This is a genomic window from Agrobacterium sp. 10T429, assembly GCF_056393925.1.
On sequence record NZ_JBFTGV010000007.1, the window covers coordinates 177,403 to 198,740 of the forward strand.

Here is a 21,338-nt window from a genome sequence, read left to right on the forward strand (position 1 = left end):
AACCCGTCATGCCTGCGCAGGAGGTGTCTTGCGGCGCCGGTCCAGGAGGAACCGCGCGTAGCCGATGATGGTGAACAGCAGCCAGGCGACCTGTGAAATCAGCGAGCCGAGGTTGAAATTCCATATCAGCGAGTAGATCAGAAACACGCCACCCAGAACGTTTAAGAGAGTGTAGCGCCAGTCTTCTATCGTCAGAAGTCGTAGCTGCAACAGGGCATAGGCGAAGAGATAAAAAAACGCTCCTGCAAGGCCGACAAGATCCGCTAGCCCCATTTGTATCCACTCCATAAACACGCCCGCCCGGCGAGCGCCTGCTACACCGGACCCGCTCCGGCGCATCCCTTTACTCCGCTTCGCAGATAACCGGATGCGCTCAGATTTCATGACCCCATGCGCAAAAATCATACCCCCCTGCGCGCATCGGTATCTAGTGCCGAACCGTCGAGTACGATACGCCACTGCCAGCCGCGCCTCGTCCGGCCCCGATAAAAAACAGGGAACCCAAACATGACATCCTCCCCCTTTTCCTTCTCGCTCGACCGGCGGCATTTTCTTGCCGGCGCGGCCAGCCTCGCGGCGCTTTCTGCCGGTTTCATCACAGACGCCAGTGCGCAAGGCGCGGACACACCGAAGAAGGGTGGCGTTTTGAAATTGGGTATCGGCGGCGGCAGCACCACGGATAACCTCGATCCCCGCATCCTGAAAGACTGGGTGCCGGTCAATCAGGCCTTCATGATCATGAACGGCCTTGTCGAGATCGATGCCAGCAATCACGCTGTGCCTGAATTGTTCGAAAGCTGGGAAGCGCAGCCCGGCGCCGTGGAGTGGGTCTTCAAGCTGCGTCAGGGTGTCACCTTCCACAACGGCAAGACCCTGACCGTGGAAGACGTCATCTACTCCATCAACCTGCACCGTGGCGAAACCACCTCTGCAGCACGCTCGGTTGCGTCTGCGCTTAAGAGCGTCGACAAGCTTTCCGACACCGAGGTCAAGATCGTCCTCGAAAGCGGCAATGCCGACCTTCCTTACATCTTGTCCGACTACCATTTCCTCGTTGTGCCCGAAGGCTGGACGGATTTCAGCAAACCTGTCGGCACCGGGCCATTCGTGTTCGAAAGCTACGATCCGGGCGTTCGTTCGCGCTTTACACGTAATCCGAATTACTGGAAGCCGAATGCCGCTCACGTTGACGCCGTGGAAGTCATCGTCATCAACGATATCGCCGCACGCACCAATGCCATGATGTCGGGTCAGGTCCATGCGATCAACCAACTCGACTTCAAGACAGTAGACCTGCTGCGCCGTAACCCCAACCTCAACATCGTCCAATCGGCTGGCGGCCAGCACTTCACATTCCTGATGGATTGCACGCAGGCGCCATACAAGGACAACAATATCCGCCTTGCCATCAAGCACGCCATCGACCGCGAGCAGCTTTTGAAAACCGCGCTGCGTGGCTACGGCCGCATCGGGAACGATCATCCGATCCCGAGTTCTGACCGCTTTTATGCCGCGGATCTGGCGCAGCGTCCCTACGACCCCGAGAAGGCGAAGTTTTATCTAAAGCAGGCTGGCCTCGATACGCTCAAGGTTGAGATTTCCGCTTCCGACGCCGCCTTCTCCGGCGCTGTGGATGCAGCGGCGATTTTCCGCACGAGTGCGGCCAAGGGCGGCATCGATGTTTCTATCAAGCGCGAACCCGCCGATGGCTACTGGGACAACGTCTGGATGAAAGCTCCATTCTGCATGTCATACTGGGGCGGACGCCCAACAGCAGACCAGATGCTGACCATCGCTTACCAGTCCACCTCGGCGCAAAATGATACGCACTGGAAGAACGAAAACTTCGACAGGAAACTCATCGAGGCGCGTGCACTTCTCGATGATGCGAAGCGCAAGGAAATCTATGCCGAGCTTCAGGCGCTCATCTCCAATGAGGGTGGCGCCATGATCCCGATGTTCGGAGATTATCTGGATGCGACATCCAAGAAACTGAAGGGCGTGACCACGCATCCGATGTTCAACTTCATGGGTGCCCGTCTCGCTGAAAAGGTCTGGTTGGACGCATAATGACTAAGCTTATCCTGAAGCGCATTGCTTTGGGTATTTTGACGCTTCTGCTGGTGTCGGCGCTTATTTTCGCCGGCACTCAGCTTCTTCCCGGAGATGTGGCGTCGGCAATACTCGGACAGAATGCGACTCCTGAATCTCTCGCCGTGCTGCGCGCCGATCTCGGTCTGGAGCAGCCCCTTCTGCAACGTTATCTTTCCTGGCTCGGCGGTTTCGTGACCGGCGACCTTGGAAATTCGCTGGCAAACCACCAGCCCGTTGCAGCTCTCTTATGGCCGCGGTTCTGGAACACCATGGCGCTGGCGCTGTATGCCGCCGTCGTGTCCGTTCCGTTTGCCGTACTTCTGGGTCTGTTCAGTGCCATCTGGCGCGGCAGCCTGTTCGATCGGGCTGTCAACATCGTTGCGCTGGGCTTTGTTTCCCTTCCGGAATATTTTCTGGGCCTGTTGCTGATCCTTTTCGTGTCCGTGCAGTACAATCTTTTGCCGAGCCTTGCCGACACTTATCCGGGCATGGGCTTTGCGGATTGGCTGAAAGCCACCACGCTTCCTGCTCTGACGCTGGTTCTGGTGACTGTGGCGCAGATGCTGCGCATGACCCGTACCGCCGTTCTTGCGGTGATGGATCAGGCCTATGTCGAAACAGCCTATCTCAAGGGGTTGCGGACCAAACGCGTGGTTCTCCGCCACGCGCTTCCCAACGCCGCGGCCCCGATCGTCAACGTCGTATCGTTCAACATCGCCTATCTCATCACCGGTGTGGTGCTGGTAGAGGCCGTGTTCAACTATAACGGCCTTGGCCGTTTCATGGTCGATGCCGTTTCGAAGCGGGACCTTCCACTGGTACAGGCGGCAGCCCTCGTTTTCGGCGCAACCTACGTCATTCTAAACATCATTGCCGATGTGTCGGCAATTGCGCTTAACCCGCGCCTGAGGCATCCCCGATGAAAATGCTCCGCACCATCACCCCAACCGCATGGGTCGGTCTTTTCATCATTTCGGTCAACATCGTCCTGTTCGCAGCCGGTCCGCATATCGCGCCTTTCGGGCAGGAGGAGATCGTCGGTTCGCCTTTCGATCCGCCTTCGGCAATGCACTGGTTTGGCCTTGATCAGAACGGACGCGATATGCTGTCGCGCCTTTTGGCCGGTGCGCAAATCTCCATCGGCGTTTCGCTGGCGGCGTCCCTGCTCTCCTTCACAATCGGCATCACGCTTGGTTTCATCGCGGCCATCTTTGGCGGCTGGCTCGATATGGTTCTCTCGCGCATCGTCGACACTGTCATGTGTATTCCAGTGCTGATCTCGGCTCTTGTCGTGCTGCAGGCGCTAGGCTCGTCCATCCCCGTGCTGATAGTGACCATTGCGCTTCTGGATTCCACCCGCGTCTTCCGTCTGGCGCGCATTGTCGCCCAGGGCGTGAATGTGCTGGAATATGCCGAGACCGCGCGCCTGCGCGGAGAAGGCCTGATCTGGCTGGTGTTCAGGGAGATACTGCCCAATGCCCTGCCGCCGCTCATTGCGGAATTCGGCCTGCGTTTCTGCTTCACCTTTCTGTTCGTGGCCGGTCTGTCCTTTCTCGGGCTTGGCGTTCAGCCGCCTTTCGCAGACTGGGGCGGCATGGTGAAGGACAACCAGCAGGCCATTCTTTACGGTCTCTACGCACCGCTATATCCGGCCGCTGCCATCGCCGTTCTCACCATCGGCGTCAATCTCGTCGTGGACTGGCTGCTGGCTGGCCGCAGCGCAATTCAGGGAGCAGACCGATGAGTAACAATGAAGTCCTGCAAATTCGCGGCCTGAAAGTTGCTGCGCCGAATGGAGCAATTCTGGTTGATGGTATCGATCTGGATCTCAAGCGCGGTGAGGTCAAAGGGCTGATCGGTGAATCCGGCGCCGGTAAATCCACCATCGGGCTTGCCGCCATGGGATATGGCCGAAACGGTTGCCGAATCGTTGGTGGAGAAATCGTCGTGAATGGCGTTTCGCTGATGACGGTGGATCGCGCCGGTCGTGAGGCGGCGCGCGGTGCGCGCATCGCTTATGTGGCGCAAAGTGCAGCTGCGGCGTTCAACCCTGCCATGAAGATTGGCGAACAGATTATCGAGGGGCCACTTTACCACGGCGTCATGAACCGGCGGGAAGCCGAAGCCTGGATGCTGGAACTGCTGCAAGCGCTGCAACTTCCCGATTATCAGAATTTCGGCGACCGTTACCCGCATCAGGTCTCCGGTGGGCAGTTACAGCGCGCGATGGTGGCCATGGCGATGTCATGCCGCCCTGACATACTCGTGCTGGACGAACCCACAACGGCACTCGATGTCACCACGCAGATAGAGGTTCTGGCCCTGCTCCGCAGCCTCATCCAGCGCTACAATACCGCCGCCCTCTACATCACGCATGACCTTGCCGTCGTCGCGCAGATTGCTGACAGCATCATGGTCTTGCGCCATGGCAAAAAGGTAGAAGCCGGTTCTGCCGAGGATATCCTCGAGCACCCGCAGGAAGACTATACGCGCCGCCTTGTATCCGAACGCCAAGCCAGCATGTCCGGCGAATCCGTCCAGAACAGGGGTGGTGAAATCCTGCTGGAAGCGCGTGGCGTCACCGCCTACTACGGTCGCAAGAAGGTGCTGGACAACGTTCACTGCGAAATCCGAAAGGGCGAAACACTGGCAGTCGTGGGTGAATCCGGTTCGGGAAAATCCACTTTGGCCAGGGTTATTGCCGGGTTGCCGCCGCAATCCTCCGGAGTCATTTCGCTGGCTGGACACCGGCTTGCGGACAAGTACTCCAGGCGTTCGCGCGAAGATCTTCGCCGTATCCAGCTCGTTTACCAGCTTCCGGATGTGGCGCTCAATCCGCGCCACACCGTCGGCGAGATCATCGGCCGTCCCATGTCGTTCTATTTCGGAATGAATGACGATGAGCGCGCCTCCGAGGTGAACCGGTTGCTGGACCTGATCGGTCTGCCCCGGGAGTTTGCAGAGCGCCTGCCAAAAGCGCTTTCCGGGGGGCAGAAGCAGCGCGTGTGTATCGCACGCGCACTTGCCGCAAGACCCGATCTTATCATCTGCGACGAGGTGACATCGGCACTTGATCCTCTCGTGGCGGAAGAAATTCTCAGACTGTTGCGCTCGTTGCAGGATGAACTGGGCGTCTCCTATCTGTTCATCACCCATGACCTCGGCGTCGTTCGCCGGCTCGCCGACAGGACGATGGTGATGCAGCATGGCCGCATTGTCGAAACCGGCACGACCAAGGAGGTTTTTGCACCTCCTTACCAACCCTATACCGAACAGCTCATCACCTCGGTCCCCGAACTGCGGCGCGACTGGCTGGATGGCGTGCTGGCAAGACGTGGCCTCCCCGCCGCATGATCTGCGGGGCGGTTCACTCTTTGATGGGTGTCGCCTCGCATTCTTTCATTGTTGTCTCCCGGCAAAGCGATGCCCGCTTCAAATGACCCGACTGGAATACCCCAAATGACAATACGTGTTGAAGAACATATCTGGATTCCCATGAGCGATGGCGTACGCCTTGGTGCTCGCCTTTGGCTGCCGGAGGGCGCGGAACAATCGCCGGTTCCCGCCATTCTCGAGTATATTCCCTATCGCAAGCGAGACGGAACCCGCGGGCGCGACGAGCCGATGCACGGCTATTTTGCCAGCCAGGGATATGCCGCAATTCGCGTGGACATGCGCGGCACCGGCGAATCCGATGGCCACATGGCAGACGAATATCTGAAGCAGGAACAGGACGACGCACTCGAGGTGATCGACTGGATTTCCCGCCAGCCGTGGTGCACCGGCAATGTCGGCATGATGGGCAAGAGCTGGGGCGGCTTCAACGGCCTGCAGGTCGCCGCCCGCCGTCCGCCGGCACTGAAAGCCGTTATCACCGCCTATTCGACGGACAACCGTTATACCGACGACATTCACTACATGGGCGGCCTGCTGCTGAACGACAATCTGTGGTGGGGCACCATCATGCTTGCTTATCAGAGCCGTCCGCTTGATCCGGAGATCGTCGGTGACACGTGGCGCGACAGCTGGATCGAGCGCCTGGAGAAGCTCCCCTTCTTTCCCGCCCTCTGGCTGGAACACCAACGTTACGACGATTACTGGAAACACGGCTCGGTCTGCGAAGACTGGAGCGCAATTGAATGCCCGGTCCTTGCCATCGGCGCATGGGCGGACAGCTATACCAATGCCGTCCCGCGGCTTCTGGAGAACCTTCAGGTCCCGCGTCGCGGCATCATCGGTCCGTGGGGCCATATCTACCCCCAAGATGGTGTTCCCGGTCCCGCAATTGGCTTCCTGCAGGAAGCAACGCGCTGGTGGGACCATTGGCTGAAAGGCAAGGACACCGGCGTCATGGACGAGCCGATGCTGCGCGCCTTCGTCAGCGACACGATCGAACCGACCGGTACGCGCACGACGACGCAAGGCCGCTGGGTGGGTGAAGCAACATGGCCTTCGCCCGAAATTGCAACCCGCTCACTTTACCCCGGTGCAGCGAAGGAACTGCGCGATACGGCAAGCGAACCGGCAATTCTCAGCATTCGTTCGCCGCAAAGCCACGGCAAGGCGGGCGGGGAATGGATGGCGACCGGATGTCCCGGTGAACATCCAACCGATCAGCGGCTCGACAACGGTGGCGCGCTCGTTTTCGAAACCGCCTTGATGGAAGAGGATTTCGATATTCTCGGTGCGCCGGTAGCGCGTCTGCGTATTGCCGCAGATTGCCCTGTCGCGCAGATTTCACTGCGCCTCAACGACGTCCTGCCGGATGGCCGTGTCACACGTGTCAGTTATCAGGTTTTCAACCTGACCCACCGCGATAGCCACGAAAATCCGGAAGCATTGGAACCCGGCAAATTTTACGATGTCAAAATCAAGCTCAATGATTGCGGTTATCGTTTTGCCAAAGGGCACCGGCTGCAACTCGCCATCGCCACGGCCTACTGGCCGATGGTATGGACATCGCCTTACGATGCGACGATCAGCATTTCCGTTGCAGAAAGCGCGCTTGACCTGCCCGTGCGTGCCACCTGTGACGACAAGCCTGTGCGTTTCGAGGCCCCTGCCCACGGCCCATCGACACCCATGACGCAGGTCGATCCCGGCACGGTCCGCCGCTGGACCGAACAGGACCATGAGACGGGTATCAACACCTATGTCACGGAAGGCGTGGGCGGCTTGTTCGGCGAGGGCGTGTTGCGGTTTGACGACATCGACACCGAACTCAGCCATAGCCTGCGGCGTGAATTGACCATTCGCGACGGAGATCCCCTCTCCGCGAAATACGTCCTCACCCAGACATATGAAATTGGCCGCGATGGGTGGCGCATCAAGATCGATAGCCGCACCGAGATGCACTCCGACAGGGAGAATTTCTACCTGACCGGAGAACTTTCGGCACTCGAAAATGGCAGCCTCGTCAAAACCCGGAAGTGGGATGAGCGCTACAAACGCGACCTCATCTGATGTTGCATGGCCCCTGCAGCTATTTGCGGGGGCCTAAAACATGCCATTGTCTCGGTACCGTATCTGTCAGCTTTCCTGTTTAGGAGCGATCAATGTCACGGTTGGGAAACAGGATCGATATCGGCCTACGTCTCGTGTCAGAAGCGGGAGACCTTGAACTGCGGCATGAGCCCCAACAAAAGAGTCTGGCAAAACGTCTGTGCGGGATCCGCCTGCACGGCGATACTGCGTGAAGACCTTCCCGCTAAAAACAATGCGGAGCGAGTAAAAGGGATGGCCAAGCACAACTTTTTGTCGAGACGCAAAAATTAGAAAAACTAATAGTTGACGCAACCGTGCAAGCACGCTATAACGAACCATCGAATTTGCTTGCTTAGCTTTGCTTGTTGCGCGATTGGCACCGCGTTCTGAACGAACCTTTCCTTTCAAAATCGCTATCAATGTTCGCAGCGCTTCTCAGTGCTGTGGGTCCTCTATCGCTATGAAAGGGTTCATCATGACCACTGGCACAGTTAAATGGTTTAATTCCACTAAAGGCTTCGGCTTCATTCAGCCTGACAACGGCGGCACAGATGCCTTCGTTCATATCTCCGCTGTTGAGCGGGCTGGTATGCGCGAACTCGTCGAAGGCCAGAAGATCGGCTTCGACCTGGAACGCGACAACAAGTCCGGCAAAATGTCGGCCTGCAATCTGCAGGCTGCCTAACGGGTTTTGCTTCCCTTTGACCACGGATGTACTGGCACTGCCGGAAGCACCCCGAACCAATCAAGGCCAGGCAAATTGCCTGGCCTTTTGTTTTCCGCTCGCATGTCGAGCCTTACCACCGGAACACCCATGACAGAAAAATACAGTATCTCGCGCCAGAAGGCCGAGGTTGCCTTCAGCAACATCCAGACGCCGTTCTTCGCAAAGGACAAAGCGCTCGACGAGCTTGATTCGATCACGCAGTCCCGCGACGCCAAGACTTTGCGGCTGCGGGAAGCACGTCTTGCAAAGGAACAGTCTGATCGCATTTCTGCGACATCCGCTCTTCTTGCCAAGCGTGCCCGTGCACGATGATGGTTTTGACGGCATCGTCAGAACAGGTGCCTGAAGCCAATTCGTATCGGACGGCTTCCTGACCACCCCGGTATATACAGACGCCGGGCCTTGAGCTGTTGCATGCCTGTCAACTCCCTGGCAAGCTTACGTTCCAGCTGCCCAAGCGCGGCGCCAGTTATATTAAATCACTAAATTAGAATTATATTTAAAAACCGAAGCTATCGGCGTTTACGTCTCGCTCCAGGTCATCGTGTAACGCGTTCCCTTGGCCTGTTCCGGGTGCGTATGCGTTTGCTCGACGCGAGCACCAATGTTCTGAGCCATTGCCATAATCAGCTTTGTTCCGAGGCCAGTACCACGCGGAGATGCGTCGGGCTTTGAACCGACACCATCGTCTTCGACAACGAGAACAAATTGCCGATTTTCTTCCGAAAGTTCGACGCGAACCGTGCCGGATTGATCTGGATAAGCGTATTTCAGCGCGTTGGTCAGCAGCTCGGTGATGATGACACCCAGAGCTACGGCATGGTCTGCCTTGAGGCTGATGTCACAAAGCGATGTTTCGACGGTAATGGACGAAGATCCGGGAACCGCCTGAAACAACCCATCGATGATCGACGTCAGGTACGAATTGAGCGATACCAGACCTATATTGTCGGTATTGTAAAGGCTGCGGTGAACGCCGGCGATCGCCGAAATCCTGCTTTGGGTTTCCAGCAAGGCGACTTCGGCTTCCTCAGACTTGATGGTGTTTATCTGCAGGCGAATCATGGCGGATACCAGCGAGAGGCTGTTGGCGACCCGATGGTTCATCTCCTTCACCATCATTTCCGCATGTTCCTTGGCCTTTACCAGCAACCGGTCGGATTCCTCCTTCGTCTGACGCAGACGATGGTTTTCCAGCGACTGATCGATAGCCGTAAGCAACAGCGGGAAAAAGTCGTCACCGACATTCTTTATGACGTAGTCGGCGGCACCCGCCTTGAGGGCGTCGATCGCGATCTGGGCTTCGTTCGATCCCGTTACATAAAGAACGGGAACCCGCCCCGGCAAGGACTGAATCGCGGCAAGGAACTCCATTCCCGTCGATGTCTGGAAGTAATGGTCCAGAACGACGATATCGAACTGCTCGTCTTGAAACATCTTGAGCCCGGACGCCACGGATGCGGCATGGACCACCTCCATTCCGTGACGACCAAGGATCCGGCTGGAAAGCCGCGCCAGAGCCGGATCATCATCAACATACAAAACGCGCAATGCCATCATGCCTTCAAGGTACTTGAATTACGGAGAAGAACAGGCCGAGGTTCTTTATCGCACTCGCAAAGCCTTCGTAGTCGACCGGCTTGGTTATATAGACATTTGCACCAAGGTCATAACATTTCTGAATCTCGGTTTCGTCATCCGTCGTCGTCAAAACGACCACCGGCAAACGGCGCGTATATTCGTTACTCTTGATCTCCTCGAGAATTCGGATACCCGACATATCAGGGAGGTTAAGATCGAGCAAAACAAGAAGATATCGATCTTTGCTGACAACGCCATCGCGGTTTTCACCGAGGATGTAGTCGAGTGCCTTTGCACCGAGCGTAAAGGGCATGATCTCGTTATTCACACCTGCGCGACGTACGTTCTTCTCGATCAGCCGAGCATGACCTTCGTCATCCTCGATCATAATGATCGTTACCTCTTGACCGGTTGCCTTCATTTTTCGCCTTCTTTCGTCACTTTTCTGAGATCGCTCGGCAGCAGCAATGTAAATGTACTGCCTTTGCCAAGTTCGGAACTCACCTTAATGTCTCCTCCTAAACTTCTTATTAGCGACCGAACATGGGCAAGGCCGATGCCTTCCCCCGGTTGATCCTGATCACCGGCGCGGCGAAAGAGTTCGAACACCCGTTCCAGATCATGCTCGCCAATGCCACGCCCGTTGTCGCTGACTTCGATGCTGATGGCACCCCGCCCGGACGGATAAGCACGGGCAGTCAATCGCAGCGGTCGTCCCGGAATCTGGTATTTCACCGCATTGTCGAAAAGATTGCCAAGGATTTGGTCGAGAGAGATACGATCCGTCACGACTGTCAGCTTTGATGTCTCGACACTGATCTCGCCGCCATTGGCATTGATCTGGTGACGAACCGTCTCGGAGAGCGATGACAGCAATGTCTCTATGTCGACTTTTTCCGGCTGCAGCTTTCGCTGACCATCGCGCGATATCTTCAAGATCGCATTGATCAGCTGGTCCATCTTGCGTGTCGAAGAGCGGATGAAACTGATCGCCTCGGGAAGATCCTCCTCGACAGCCAGTCTGGCATCCCGAACCACGTCGTCGGAAGGCATTTTGCCGTCTGCGAGCACATAGGCGGTGACCGGCTTCAGGGACGTATCGAATTCGGAGAGGAACCCCATGATATTGACGAGCGGCGCACGCAAATCATGCGTGACGATATAGGCGAAGCGCTGAATTTCCTGATTGGCGCTGCGAAGATCACGGGTTCTTTCCTCAACCCGCTCCTCCAGATGGCGATTTAGCTCGTCAACATCTTCCCGAGACCGGTTCAACGCACGGATATATGTGAAAACCAGAAAAATTGAACCGCCGACAACAAGCAGGATCGCCAGCGTGCCGCCGAGCGTTACCCATTGCAATGTATTGGCGGCGCCAAGTTGGTCTCCGACGATGATGCGGAGCCGGTCGTCGGTCTGCGATTGCAGCTTCGACAAGATCGCCCTGATTTCGTTCATGAACCGTTTGCCGTCATTCTCACGGACGACTTCGACTGCCTCGGTGATGCGTCCTGCCTTTTGCAGATCGATGGTTTCCTGGGTTTCAGCCAGCTTGTTGGCGACGGCATTACCGAGATCCGTCAGATCCTGCTCGTATTGCTTCTGGTCCTTCAGCACTTCGAGAAGTCTGGACTGCCTCTGCGGCAACAGGCTCAAGGCCTCCTGATAAGGGCCCAGATACTCGATGTTGTTGGTCAGCAGATAACCCCTCTGCCCCGTTTCAATGTCCTGCATCGACGTCAGGATATCGAGAATGGCTGCCCGCACACGGCGCAACTCGGCTGTTTCTTGCGAGTACCGGTTGTTCACCTGCACTAGCCACAGCGAAGTGGCGACCATTCCGGTCAATATTGCAACACCCACAGCGAGCATAAACAGGCTTCGCTGAGCAAAAGGCGAAAAACTAATCACAGTTGTAAATTCCCGGCATGCACCTCATTCGCGCGCAAACTAGAATATGCGGCGCATTGAATCGAACGTTTTATTTTCGATTCATATGGGAACCACTTTTGACGACGCGCGTTAAGCTAGGCTGTAAAAATTATTCCGCTCAGAAAAGCGGATAGCTGTGCGAAACTTCACGGTTTTTCAATCCGGAATGCCAGAATTGCCTTAAACAACCTGAACCAGATGGCCCGGGGAAACGGTTTTATAGTTTCGCGTCGGCGTTTGAAATCCCATCGGCCGTATCGGGCTTTTCAGTTCATCGTTGGATATGCCGCGCTTTATTCCGCGTCGCGCCGGATCGGGTACCGGCACTGCCGCCATGAGTTTCTTCGTGTAGGCATGTTGCGGATTGTCGAAAACAGCAGCGCGCGGACCGATCTCCACAATCTCACCGAGATACATCACCGCGACGCGATGGCTGACACGCTCCACCACCGCCATATCGTGGGAGATGAAGAGGAAGGCGAGATTGAGGCTCTGTTGCAGGTCGAGGAGCAGGTTGCAGACCTGCGCCTTGATCGAAACATCGAGAGCCGACACGCTTTCGTCGGCAACAATGACCTTCGGATCGAGGGCAAGCGCACGGGCAATCGCGATGCGCTGGCGCTGGCCGCCGGAAAATTCGTGAGGATAGCGGCTCGCCATGTCGGCGGTTAGACCAACCTTTTCGAGGAGATCGGCAGTCTTTTCCTTCGCCTGCTTCGTGGTGCCCAGTTTGTGCTTGATGAAGGGTTCGGAAATCGCCGTACCCACCGTCATGCGCGGATTGAGCGACGAAAACGGATCCTGAAAGATCATCTGTACGGACTTACGCATATTGCGCAGGCCGACTGTATCGAGCCGCATCACATCGTAACCATCGAGCGAAACCTCGCCGGCCGTCGGTTCGACAAGACGCATGATCGAGCGGCCGGTCGTCGACTTTCCGCAACCGGACTCGCCGACCAGTGCAAGCGTCTCCCCCTGAAACAGATCGAAGGAGACGTTTTCGACCGCGTGAACCGCACCCGTCTGCCGGGCCAAAAGGCCGGAGCGGATGGGAAACCGCGTCACGAGGTTCTTGACCGACAGGACAGGTGTCTGTCCGCTCGCAACCGTTTCGGCCACTTCTACCGGCTCGGTCGACAGGCCGGTTTTCATGTCGAGGACCGGAAAGCGCGTCGGCCACTGCCGGTCGCGCATCGAGCCGAGCTTCGGCACCGCCGAAAGCAGCGCCCGCGTATAGGGATGCTTGCCGCGCTGGAATATATCCCCGGTAGGTCCGGTCTCGACCTCATCGCCCCGGAACATCACAATGGTGCGGTCGGCGATCTCCGCCACGACGCCCATATCATGAGTAATGAAGAGGACCGACATGCCCTCCTCTTCCTGAAGCAGTTTGATCAGATCGAGAATCTGGCCCTGAATGGTGACGTCGAGCGCGGTCGTCGGTTCATCGGCGATCAGCAGTTTCGGCCGGGAAGCGAGCGCCATTGCGATCATCACGCGCTGGCGCATGCCACCGGAAAACTGATGCGGATACTCGTCAAAGCGACCGGCCGCGTTGGGAATACGAACCTTTTCGAGAAGCCGGACCGTCTCCGCCCTTGCCTGCTGCTTCGAAAAGCCCTTGTGCCGGACGAGGACCTCGGAAATCTGGCGGCCGATCGTGAAGATCGGATTGAGCGACGTCATAGGCTCCTGAAATATCATCGAGACGTCGTTGCCCCGCACGCCCCGCATTTCCTTCTCGGAAAGCGCCAGAAGATTGCGCCCGTTCAAGAGAACTTCACCCTCAATCCGGCTGAAAGCGGGGCTAAGCAGGCGCATGATGGACAGCGAGGTGACGGACTTTCCCGAACCGGACTCGCCGACAATCGCGACGGTTTCGCCCGGAGCAACATCGAAGGAGACGTTACGGACGACGCTCTTCCAAGCATCATCGACTAGAAAAGAAGTGGTCAGGTTTCTAACGGAGAGAACAGGTGTCGTATTCATGATGTCATCGTCCCACAGCATAGGCCTGCATCAGTCGCGGGGTTGCGGCGGCCCGCAGCAGGCCATCGGCATCCCGCTTTGCGGCAGTCAGGCGGCCCACCGACCACGCATCGGCAACGGTGACCTTGTGTCCGCGGCGGCGAAGCTCCTGCAGCGTGATATCACCCACGGTGCTTTCCACCATGATCTCGCCCGGCGAACTGGTGCGCGGATAAAACGAGCCCGGAAAATGCGAGGTATGGAACAGCGGCATGTCGATGGCCGCCTGCAGGTTCTTGCCGTGATGTGCATAACGCAGGAAGAAGGGCAGCTGCCACTGATCCTGCTGATCGCCGCCCGGAGTACCGAACACCATGGAAGGGCGTCCCTGATGCAGCGCGAGCGAGGGTGTCAACGTGGTGCGCGGGCGTTTTCCAGGTGCAAGCGAGGTCGGCAGGCCTTCCTTTAACCAGAACATTTGGGCGCGGGAATTGAGCGCAAAGCCCAATCCCGGAACAATTGGCGATGATTGCAGCCAGCCGCCGGACGGCGTGGTTGAGACCATGTTGCCCCAGCGGTCTATGACATCGATATGCACGGTATCGCCGCGTTTTTCGGTAAGATGCGACATGGTGGGCTCGTAGACGGTGCCCTTGCCGCTCATTTCGGCGAGCATGGCCATGGTGGCGTCCACCTGCTTCTCGTAACCCGGCACGATGCCGGGACGCAGATCGAGCGATGCCTCGCTGCCGATAAGTTTACGACGCCCGGCATTGTAGCTTTCAGAGAGAAGATATTCCGTCGGAATCTGGCCGAAATCAGGATCGCCGTAATAGACCTCACGGTCGGCAAAGGCGAGCTTCATGGCCTCAACGATGGTGTGGATGAAATCGGGGCCGGACGGGTCCATGGCCGCAAGATCGAAGCCTTTCAACAGGGCGAGCGACTGCAACAAAACCGGTCCCTGCCCCCAGGCAGGCGTCTTTGCAATCGTCCAGTCATGATAATCAAGCGTCTGCGGAGCTTCGATGGTCGCGCTCCAGTCCGCCATATCCTGCGCCGTCAGCACGCCCTTGTGCTTGGTGCCGCTTGCATCCATGACTTCAGCGGTCTTGACGTAAGTGTCGATCGCTTCCGCTACGAAACCCCGATAGAAAGCGTCGCGTGCGGCCTCAATCTGGTTTTCGCGACCCGAACGCGCTTCGGATTCAGTGACGATCCGCTTGTAGGTTTCCGCAAGTACAGGATTCCTGAAAAGGGCGTGGGGCTCGGGTGCGGCACCACCCGGCAGCCAGGTCTCGTAGGATGTCGGCCATTCCTTCTCGAAGAATTCCGCCAGCCCCTTGATGGTGGCGGAAACGCGCGGCAGGGTCGGATGTCCGTATTCGGCATAATAGATGGCTGGTTCCAGCACCTCGCGCACGCTCATCGTGCCATAGTCGCGCAGCATCAGCATCCAGCCATCGAAGGCTCCGGGAATGACGGTTGCAAGCAGACCATCGCCGGGGATCAGCTTAAGCCCCTCCGAGGTATAGTGCTCGATGGTGGCGCCACTCGGAGCAGGCCCCTGCGCGCAGATGACTTCGACCTTGTCCTTCTTCTTTGAATAAAAGACGGCAGGCATGTCGCCGCCGGGGCCACAGAGATGCGGTTCGACGATCTGCAGCACGAAGCCGGTGGCAACCGCTGCGTCGAAGGCGTTACCTCCCTTTTCGAGGATTGCCATGCCCACGGCCGATGCGATCCAGTGCGTCGAGGTGACGACGCCGAATGTGCCAAGGATCTCGGGGCGTGTGGTAAATTCGGTCATTCAGTCAGTTCCTTATGAGAAATCATGCTTCGCGCGGATCGAGCGCATCACGCAGGCCATCGCCCAGGAGATTGAAGCCTATGACGACGAGGAAAATTGCAATGCCGGGCCACATCGTCATCCACGGTGCCTGGCTCAGAAAGTTCTTCGCGGTGTTCAGCATGGAACCCCACGACGGCGCCGGTGCCTGCTGGCCAAGGCCGAGGAAGGACAGGCTCGCTTCCGCAATGATGGCCGTCGCAACCGTCAAGGTCGCCTGCACGATGATGGGAGCAAAGACATTTGGCAGGATGTATCGTGTCATGATGTCGAAGTGGTTGAGGCCAATCGACCTTGCCCCCTCGACATAATCTTCCATCTTGACCGCCAGCACCTGACCACGGGTCAACCGAACGAAAATCGGCATGGCGGAAAGCCCGATGGCGATCATCGCGTTGGTAAGGCTCGGGCCGAGGAAGGCCGCAAGGGCAATAGCCATGATGAGGAACGGCATAGCCAGCAGCGCTTCGGTGATGCGCGAGATGACCATATCCACCCAGCCACCGAAATAACCGGCGATCAACCCGAAGGGCACGCCGATCACCACCGCGATCATGACGGAGACAACACCGGCCATCAGCGAGGCCCGCGCGCCATAAATCATGCGCGAAAGGATATCACGGCCAAGATCGTCGGTGCCGAGCCAGTGGGCGGCGGACGGCGCCTTGCGGATGGCCGACCAGCTGGTCGCAATAGGGTCAGCAATCGGCAGGATCGGTGCTGCAACGGCAAGTACCGTGAAGAAAAGCACGATAATCAGACCGGCCAGCGCCGATTTGTTGCGCTTCATTTTCTTCCAGGCGCGGCTTTCTTGCCGCGGCACCGGTACGGACAGGTTTTGATCGAGAGCGGTCATGATATCAGGCCTCAGATCGTCGCCCTGAGGCGAGGGTTAAGCAGGACATAGGCAATGTCCGCCAGCAGGTTCATGAGGATGAAGCCGACCGCGGTGCAGAGCACGATGCCCTGGACGACGGCGTAATCGCGGGTGAAGACCGCATCGACGGTCATCTTGCCGAAGCCGGGAATGGTGAATATCTGCTCCGTCAGAACCGCACCGGCCAGCAACTCACCGAAAAGCAGTGCCAACAGCGTGATGACGGGTAGAAGCGCGTTGCGAAAACTGTGCGACAGGATGATCTCGCGCGGCGAAAGCCCCTTGGCGCGGGCGGTGCGGATATAGTCTGAACTCAAAACCGCGACCATTGCCGAACGCGTGTGGCGCATCAACGTTGCCGCAAGCGCATTGCCGAGCACGAAGGCGGGCATGATCATCGTCTCGATGGAGCGAACGGGGTCGACGAATATCGATTCATATCCGGATGCCGGCAGCCAGCCGAGCTTCACTGAAACCAGCAGGATCAGCATGATGCCGAGCCAGAAATTCGGGATCGACAGGCCGGAAAGCGCCACGATATTGGCGGTGTAGTCGATCCATGTGTTTTTCTTGACGGCGGCCAGAATGCCGATCGGAATACCGATGACCATCGCAAAGAACATCGCCATCACAGCCAGCTGGATGGTGACCGGCAGCTTCTGGCCGATCAGTTCCAGCACCGGCTGGTTGGTCCTCAGCGAAATACCGAAATCGCCGGTCACCACGCCGCCCAGCCAGTTGATGTACTGGAGCGGTACCGGGTCGTTCAGGCGATACTTCTCCCGCAGGAATTCAATCGTCGCCGGATCACGCTCCTCACCCGCCATGGCGAGAACCGGATCACCCGGCAACAGTTTCTGCAGCGAGAAGACGAAGATGGAGATGATCAAAAGCGTCGGGATCGCGACCAGCAGTCGCTTGCCGATATAGACAGGCATGGCATTGCCCCCGTTCGTGCACGTTCTGGAGGGCCGCACGGCAAGCCGTGCGGCGGATTTGAAGCGCTTAGTCCTTGCTGACGCCGAGAAGGCGGATCATGCCATCAGGCGAAGGCTCCCAGCCCTTGACCTTCTTGGAAATGGCATAGGCATAGGGCTGGTGGCCGAGATAGATGATCGGCATGTCGTCGTTTAGGATGACGCTTGCCGCATCGTATTTCTCCTTGCGGACCGCATCTTCAGTCGAGGCGCGTGCTTCGTTCAGCAGCTTGTCGACTTCAGGATTACAATATTTCACATCGTTGATGCCGCCCTTGCAGGTGACGAACTGGTGAAGATTTCCATCGGGATCGATACGACCAGACCAGTCGGAACGGCTGAGCTGATAGTTGCCGGCGGTCTGTTCGGAAAGAAGCGTCGCAAATTCGGTGGCCTTCAGCGTCACGTTGAAGCCAGCCTCCGCCACCATCGACTGGATCACCTGCATCATCTGCGTCTGCGTGGTGTTGTTGGCGTGCTGAAGTTCGATATCGAGCTTCTCGTAGCCAGCCTCCTTCATCAGCTGCTTGGCTTTGTCGATGTCGCGGGGCGGCACCGGCAGGTTCTGGTTGAACCATGGGCTTGTCGGCGGGAATGACTGATTGCCGGCCTTGGACGTACCCTCAAACACGATCTGGCCGATCGCTTCGCGGTCAATCGCATAGGAGAAGGCCTGACGCAGGCGCTTGTCCTTGCCGAGCGGATTGTCAGCGCGCGCGCCGTTGTTGATGTTGACATACATGGCCATGTAGCCCGGACCGATCACGTCCGCATAGGTCAATTTGGGGTCATTCTTGACGGATTCCGCATCGGACGCCGAGATACGTTCGGCAATGTCGAGATCGCCAGAGCGGAGGTTTGCAAGCTTCACAGTTGTATCGGGAATTGGCAGGTAGACGATCTTGTCGACCTTGATCTTGTCCTTGTCCCAATAATCCGCGAATTTTTCGAGGACGATACGGTCCTGCTGAATGCGCTCGACGAATTTGAACGGTCCGGCGCAAACCGGCTTGGAGCCGAAATTCGCGCCCAGTTCCTTGGCGGCTTTCGGCGCGACGATCATGCCCGCGCGATCTGAAAGCTGGGCAAGCAGCGTGACATCGGGCGTCTTCAGCGTGAACTTGACTTCCAGCGGCCCGGTGGCCTCAACCTTTTCAACCGAGGACAACTCGCTCTTACGGCGGGATTCCGGAAGGGTCATGTTGCGCTCGATGGTGGCAACGACGGCGGCCGCATCCAGGGTCTCGCCGTCGTGGAACTTCACGCCGTCGCGAATTTTCATCGTCAGCACCTTGCCACCCTCGGACCAGCCCCATTCGGTGGCAAGCTGGGGAACGATCTTCATGTCCTGCGAGATATCCACCAGCTTGTCGCACATGGAGGTGTAGACGATACGGCCGACGAAGGTGCGCGATTGCGCGGGATCAAGCACGTCCGCGTCATCGTTGAGGCCGATGCGCAATTCGGAAGACATGGCTGGTGCGGTCAGAAACGCGCTTGCCAATAGCGCCGCAGTCAGTGTGTAGATTTTCTTCATGTTCGATCCTCTGGTCTGGTTTTCTTTGACTTTTGTCATTGGCCAGCCCCGAAGGACCGGCGGGTTTTCGTCCGCGGCCTATGAGGCCGGAGTAAGCGGATTGTCGGCTTCGTTGATGCTCTTCGCCGCACGGTCTTCCGCAGCCGTCTCCTCCTGAAACCCGAGCGAAGTGGCGCGGATCAATCGTTCCTGATGCATGAGAAGGTGCTGGCGCATCGCCTCTCCGGCACGCGCCGGATCGCGATCGGCAATGGCATCGACGATGGCGACATGCTGTTCGAAAGACGCCTTGCCATTCGTGCCACTGCGCCGGGCGAGTTCGCGTATCGACTGCCAGGCATCGTCCTGACGAATACGGTTCACGACATCGAAGATCGACAGGAACAGCTTGTTGCCAGCACTCTGGGCTATCTGGCGGTGGAGCGAGCCGTCCCACAATTCCTTGGCATCGGCATCCGTGCTTTCGCCGGTCTTCTTGACGAGCGCGCGCATGCGCTCCACCTCGGCGGGCTTGGCGCGCATGGCTGCAAGCTGCGCCAGTTGCGGTTCGATGCGCAGGCGGACTTCCATGATTTCCATGATATCGGTGCTGGCGACCATTTCGGTCACCTGGGTGGACCAATCGTCCGGCTTTTCACCCACAAAGGTTCCGGCCCCCTGGCGACGCCATAAAAGACCCTCGGCCTCCAAAACCTCCAGAGCACGGCGGATTGACCGGCGGCCGACATTGAAGGTCTCGGCAAATGCCCGCTCCGTCGGCAGGCGGCCGTCATTCGCGAGATTCTTCGTCTGAATATACTCGCGAAGCTTCGCCAGAGCGTAGTTTGAATTGTCGTTAGGGTTTGTCGCCAAGCCGCACCATTTGTGTGAACCAATCGAACATTGGTTCATTTGGTGAGAAATTTCGGCAGACGTCAAGCCCATTTTTGAGCCTTGATTACAAGCGCTCAAAATATGGGCATACGCCGATTTTCAGGGACGGAAATGCATGCTTTCAGGGCAAGGAAGACAATGTCGGCGAGCAAATGAATTACGACCGAAATGCCACCCTTGTCCTGTACGCGTTTACGCCAGCATTGACATCATTCGGAGCTTTTGAGTCCGTTCAAAATCTCGTAGGCCACGGCAACACGATCCTCATTGGGATAGTTTTTATTGGCCAGAATGACGATACCGAGTTTTTGCTCCGGTATGAACGCCACATAGGCGCCGAAACCGTTGGTGGAGCCGGTCTTGTTGATGAAGACATCGCCACGCGGCTTTATCGGCGGCGAAATTTCCGATACCGGCACCGTCTTGAGCAAGGCGCCGGAGTTCGTTTCGATCAGTGTTTTCAGCGCGGCTGGGTAGGCATATTGCTCCCAGATCATATCCTGCGTCATCGCGCCAACGCTGAAATATCCCGTATGAGTGTTGGCGATCGCCTGCTGGAGTTTTCCGTCCAGCTTTTCCAGCCCCATATTCGCATTGACGAAACGGATCATGTCGGTCGCCGTCGATCTGACCCCGTAAGCCTCCGATGAGAGAATGGCTGGCGTCATGCGGGCCGGTTCGCCGGTTCTCTTATAACCCTGCGCATAATCGGCCATCTTTGCCTTGGGCACCACGGTGAAGGTGCTCTTCAATCCAAGCGCCGGAAACAGTACGTCCTGCATTGCGCTGTCATAGCTTTGGCCCATGGCCTTTGCGGTGACGTATCCGAGCATTCCGATGCTGGGATTGGCGTAGGTTCTGTGCGTTCCCGCCTTGTATGCGGGCTTCCAGGCCTTGAAATAGGCCAAAAGCTGCGGCTCCGTCTTGACACTGTCCGGTACCTGCAACGGAAAGCCGCCGGCGGTGTGGGTGCCAAGATGCATCAGCGTGACATCGCCAAACGGCTTGCCCTTCATGGAGGGAAGATAGTCTTCGACCTTGCCTGATAGTGACAGTTTCCCCTGCGTCTCCGCATAGGTACTGAGCGTGACCGTGAATGTCTTGCTGATGGAACCCAGCTCGAAAAGCGTCTGCGGGGTAACCGGCTGGCCCGTAGTTTTGGACATGACACCGTAGGTGAAGACGTGATTTTCGCCATCGACACTGATGCCAACGGCCAGACCCGGAATACCGTTCTTCTCCATCACCGGCTTGATCGCTGCATCCGTTATCGCTTTCAGCCTGGCATCATCAGCGGCAAAAGTCTGCGTGAACAGGCTCGTCGAGATCAATGTGGCCAACGCAATATGTCTGCGATTAAGTTTCATCTTTCGTGTTCTCCAAAACCTCAAGTGGATTTTCGGCGCCTGCGCCGTCCCCAGCGAAAGACGTTTAAC

The 21,338-nt window shown here is 57.5% G+C and carries 18 protein-coding genes and 1 pseudogene; 7 read left to right on the top strand and 12 right to left on the bottom strand.

What is annotated here, in order from left to right; all coding sequences use genetic code 11:
* Positions 1–6: 6 nt before the first annotated feature.
* The gene (locus AC1DCP_RS17195) at positions 7–273 is read right to left on the bottom strand and encodes a CBU_0592 family membrane protein (RefSeq protein ID WP_003517727.1); all 267 of its coding nucleotides are present in this window, start codon (positions 271–273) and stop codon (positions 7–9) included.
* A gap of 234 nt (positions 274–507) precedes the next feature.
* Between AC1DCP_RS17195 and AC1DCP_RS17200 the strand changes: the two genes are divergently transcribed.
* From AC1DCP_RS17200 to AC1DCP_RS17220, 5 genes are all read left to right on the top strand, one after another.
* Entirely contained in the window at positions 508–2,070 is a 1,563-nt protein-coding gene (locus tag AC1DCP_RS17200) for an ABC transporter substrate-binding protein (RefSeq protein ID WP_013761343.1), read from the top strand.
* A complete protein-coding gene (locus tag AC1DCP_RS17205) occupies positions 2,070–3,017 on the top strand; it encodes an ABC transporter permease (protein ID WP_065705367.1) in 948 nt (315 codons plus the stop codon). The genes AC1DCP_RS17200 and AC1DCP_RS17205 overlap by 1 nt, the downstream gene beginning before the upstream one ends.
* Positions 3,014–3,838 carry an ABC transporter permease gene (locus tag AC1DCP_RS17210; RefSeq protein WP_019566413.1) on the top strand — a complete coding sequence of 275 codons (825 nt, stop codon included), beginning with the start codon at positions 3,014–3,016 and terminating at the stop codon, positions 3,836–3,838. The genes AC1DCP_RS17205 and AC1DCP_RS17210 overlap by 4 nt, the downstream gene beginning before the upstream one ends.
* A complete protein-coding gene (locus AC1DCP_RS17215) occupies positions 3,835–5,448 on the top strand; it encodes an ABC transporter ATP-binding protein (protein ID WP_065705364.1) in 1,614 nt (537 codons plus the stop codon). Before AC1DCP_RS17210 ends, AC1DCP_RS17215 begins: the two co-directional genes overlap by 4 nt.
* Before the next feature lie 105 nt (positions 5,449–5,553).
* Positions 5,554–7,557, top strand: coding sequence for a CocE/NonD family hydrolase (locus AC1DCP_RS17220; RefSeq protein ID WP_476774493.1), 2,004 nt, complete (start codon positions 5,554–5,556; stop codon positions 7,555–7,557).
* 66 nt (positions 7,558–7,623) lie between these two features.
* Here the strand turns inward: AC1DCP_RS17220 and AC1DCP_RS17225 are convergent.
* A pseudogene (locus AC1DCP_RS17225) lies at positions 7,624–7,829 on the bottom strand (type II toxin-antitoxin system VapC family toxin); the annotation flags it as partial.
* Between the two features lie 224 nt (positions 7,830–8,053).
* Between AC1DCP_RS17225 and AC1DCP_RS17230 the strand changes: the two are divergent.
* Positions 8,054–8,263: a cold-shock protein gene (locus AC1DCP_RS17230; RefSeq protein ID WP_003517737.1), complete on the top strand. Its 210-nt coding sequence runs from the start codon at positions 8,054–8,056 to the stop codon at positions 8,261–8,263.
* Positions 8,264–8,392: 129 nt separating this feature from the next.
* Positions 8,393–8,617, top strand: a complete 225-nt coding sequence (locus AC1DCP_RS17235) for a hypothetical protein (RefSeq protein ID WP_003517740.1) — start codon at positions 8,393–8,395, stop codon at positions 8,615–8,617.
* 210 nt (positions 8,618–8,827) lie between these two features.
* Here AC1DCP_RS17235 and AC1DCP_RS17240 read toward each other — a convergent pair whose 3' ends face one another.
* From AC1DCP_RS17240 to ampC, 10 genes are all read right to left on the bottom strand, one after another.
* Complete coding sequence (locus AC1DCP_RS17240) at positions 8,828–9,865, bottom strand: sensor histidine kinase (protein ID WP_038493696.1); 1,038 nt, start codon at positions 9,863–9,865, stop codon at positions 8,828–8,830.
* A gap of 4 nt (positions 9,866–9,869) precedes the next feature.
* Positions 9,870–10,307 carry a response regulator gene (locus AC1DCP_RS17245; protein WP_003517744.1) on the bottom strand — a complete coding sequence of 146 codons (438 nt, stop codon included), beginning with the start codon at positions 10,305–10,307 and terminating at the stop codon, positions 9,870–9,872.
* The gene (locus AC1DCP_RS17250) at positions 10,304–11,758 is read right to left on the bottom strand and encodes a sensor histidine kinase (RefSeq protein ID WP_476774494.1); all 1,455 of its coding nucleotides are present in this window, start codon (positions 11,756–11,758) and stop codon (positions 10,304–10,306) included. Before AC1DCP_RS17250 ends, AC1DCP_RS17245 begins: the two co-directional genes overlap by 4 nt.
* Before the next feature lie 240 nt (positions 11,759–11,998).
* Positions 11,999–13,810, bottom strand: a complete 1,812-nt coding sequence (locus AC1DCP_RS17255; protein ID WP_174068766.1) for an ABC transporter ATP-binding protein — start codon at positions 13,808–13,810, stop codon at positions 11,999–12,001.
* Between the two features lie 4 nt (positions 13,811–13,814).
* A complete protein-coding gene (locus tag AC1DCP_RS17260) occupies positions 13,815–15,599 on the bottom strand; it encodes a gamma-glutamyltransferase family protein (RefSeq protein ID WP_019566417.1) in 1,785 nt (594 codons plus the stop codon).
* 22 nt (positions 15,600–15,621) lie between these two features.
* Positions 15,622–16,494 carry an ABC transporter permease gene (locus tag AC1DCP_RS17265; RefSeq protein WP_013761355.1) on the bottom strand — a complete coding sequence of 291 codons (873 nt, stop codon included), beginning with the start codon at positions 16,492–16,494 and terminating at the stop codon, positions 15,622–15,624.
* Positions 16,495–16,505: 11 nt separating this feature from the next.
* A complete protein-coding gene (locus AC1DCP_RS17270; protein WP_003499573.1) occupies positions 16,506–17,453 on the bottom strand; it encodes an ABC transporter permease in 948 nt (315 codons plus the stop codon).
* A 67-nt stretch (positions 17,454–17,520) separates the two neighbouring features.
* Positions 17,521–19,029 carry an ABC transporter substrate-binding protein gene (locus tag AC1DCP_RS17275; protein WP_065705517.1) on the bottom strand — a complete coding sequence of 503 codons (1,509 nt, stop codon included), beginning with the start codon at positions 19,027–19,029 and terminating at the stop codon, positions 17,521–17,523.
* 78 nt (positions 19,030–19,107) lie between these two features.
* Entirely contained in the window at positions 19,108–19,920 is an 813-nt protein-coding gene (locus tag AC1DCP_RS17280; protein ID WP_476774495.1) for a FadR/GntR family transcriptional regulator, read from the bottom strand.
* A gap of 191 nt (positions 19,921–20,111) precedes the next feature.
* Positions 20,112–21,269 carry a class C beta-lactamase gene (gene ampC / locus AC1DCP_RS17285; protein WP_065705351.1) on the bottom strand — a complete coding sequence of 386 codons (1,158 nt, stop codon included), beginning with the start codon at positions 21,267–21,269 and terminating at the stop codon, positions 20,112–20,114.
* Positions 21,270–21,338 lie beyond the last annotated feature (69 nt).

What these genes read in the sequence shown, in the direction of transcription:
- AC1DCP_RS17220 (WP_476774493.1), top strand. Translation starts at nt 5,554, where the DNA reads ATGACAATACGTGTTGAAGAACATATCTGGATTCCCATGAGCGATGGC.
- AC1DCP_RS17255 (WP_174068766.1), bottom strand. Translation starts at nt 13,810, where the DNA reads ATGAATACGACACCTGTTCTCTCCGTTAGAAACCTGACCACTTCTTTT.
- AC1DCP_RS17265 (WP_013761355.1), bottom strand. Translation starts at nt 16,494, where the DNA reads ATGACCGCTCTCGATCAAAACCTGTCCGTACCGGTGCCGCGGCAAGAA.
- ampC (WP_065705351.1), bottom strand. Translation starts at nt 21,269, where the DNA reads ATGAAACTTAATCGCAGACATATTGCGTTGGCCACATTGATCTCGACG.
- AC1DCP_RS17260 (WP_019566417.1), bottom strand. Translation starts at nt 15,599, where the DNA reads ATGACCGAATTTACCACACGCCCCGAGATCCTTGGCACATTCGGCGTC.
- AC1DCP_RS17210 (WP_019566413.1), top strand. Translation starts at nt 3,014, where the DNA reads ATGAAAATGCTCCGCACCATCACCCCAACCGCATGGGTCGGTCTTTTC.
- AC1DCP_RS17250 (WP_476774494.1), bottom strand. Translation starts at nt 11,758, where the DNA reads ATGCTCGCTGTGGGTGTTGCAATATTGACCGGAATGGTCGCCACTTCG.
- AC1DCP_RS17215 (WP_065705364.1), top strand. Translation starts at nt 3,835, where the DNA reads ATGAGTAACAATGAAGTCCTGCAAATTCGCGGCCTGAAAGTTGCTGCG.
- AC1DCP_RS17200 (WP_013761343.1), top strand. Translation starts at nt 508, where the DNA reads ATGACATCCTCCCCCTTTTCCTTCTCGCTCGACCGGCGGCATTTTCTT.
- AC1DCP_RS17245 (WP_003517744.1), bottom strand. Translation starts at nt 10,307, where the DNA reads ATGAAGGCAACCGGTCAAGAGGTAACGATCATTATGATCGAGGATGAC.
- AC1DCP_RS17240 (WP_038493696.1), bottom strand. Translation starts at nt 9,865, where the DNA reads ATGATGGCATTGCGCGTTTTGTATGTTGATGATGATCCGGCTCTGGCG.
- AC1DCP_RS17235 (WP_003517740.1), top strand. Translation starts at nt 8,393, where the DNA reads ATGACAGAAAAATACAGTATCTCGCGCCAGAAGGCCGAGGTTGCCTTC.
- AC1DCP_RS17205 (WP_065705367.1), top strand. Translation starts at nt 2,070, where the DNA reads ATGACTAAGCTTATCCTGAAGCGCATTGCTTTGGGTATTTTGACGCTT.
- AC1DCP_RS17280 (WP_476774495.1), bottom strand. Translation starts at nt 19,920, where the DNA reads ATGAACCAATGTTCGATTGGTTCACACAAATGGTGCGGCTTGGCGACA.
- AC1DCP_RS17195 (WP_003517727.1), bottom strand. Translation starts at nt 273, where the DNA reads ATGGGGCTAGCGGATCTTGTCGGCCTTGCAGGAGCGTTTTTTTATCTC.
- AC1DCP_RS17230 (WP_003517737.1), top strand. Translation starts at nt 8,054, where the DNA reads ATGACCACTGGCACAGTTAAATGGTTTAATTCCACTAAAGGCTTCGGC.
- AC1DCP_RS17275 (WP_065705517.1), bottom strand. Translation starts at nt 19,029, where the DNA reads ATGAAGAAAATCTACACACTGACTGCGGCGCTATTGGCAAGCGCGTTT.
- AC1DCP_RS17270 (WP_003499573.1), bottom strand. Translation starts at nt 17,453, where the DNA reads ATGCCTGTCTATATCGGCAAGCGACTGCTGGTCGCGATCCCGACGCTT.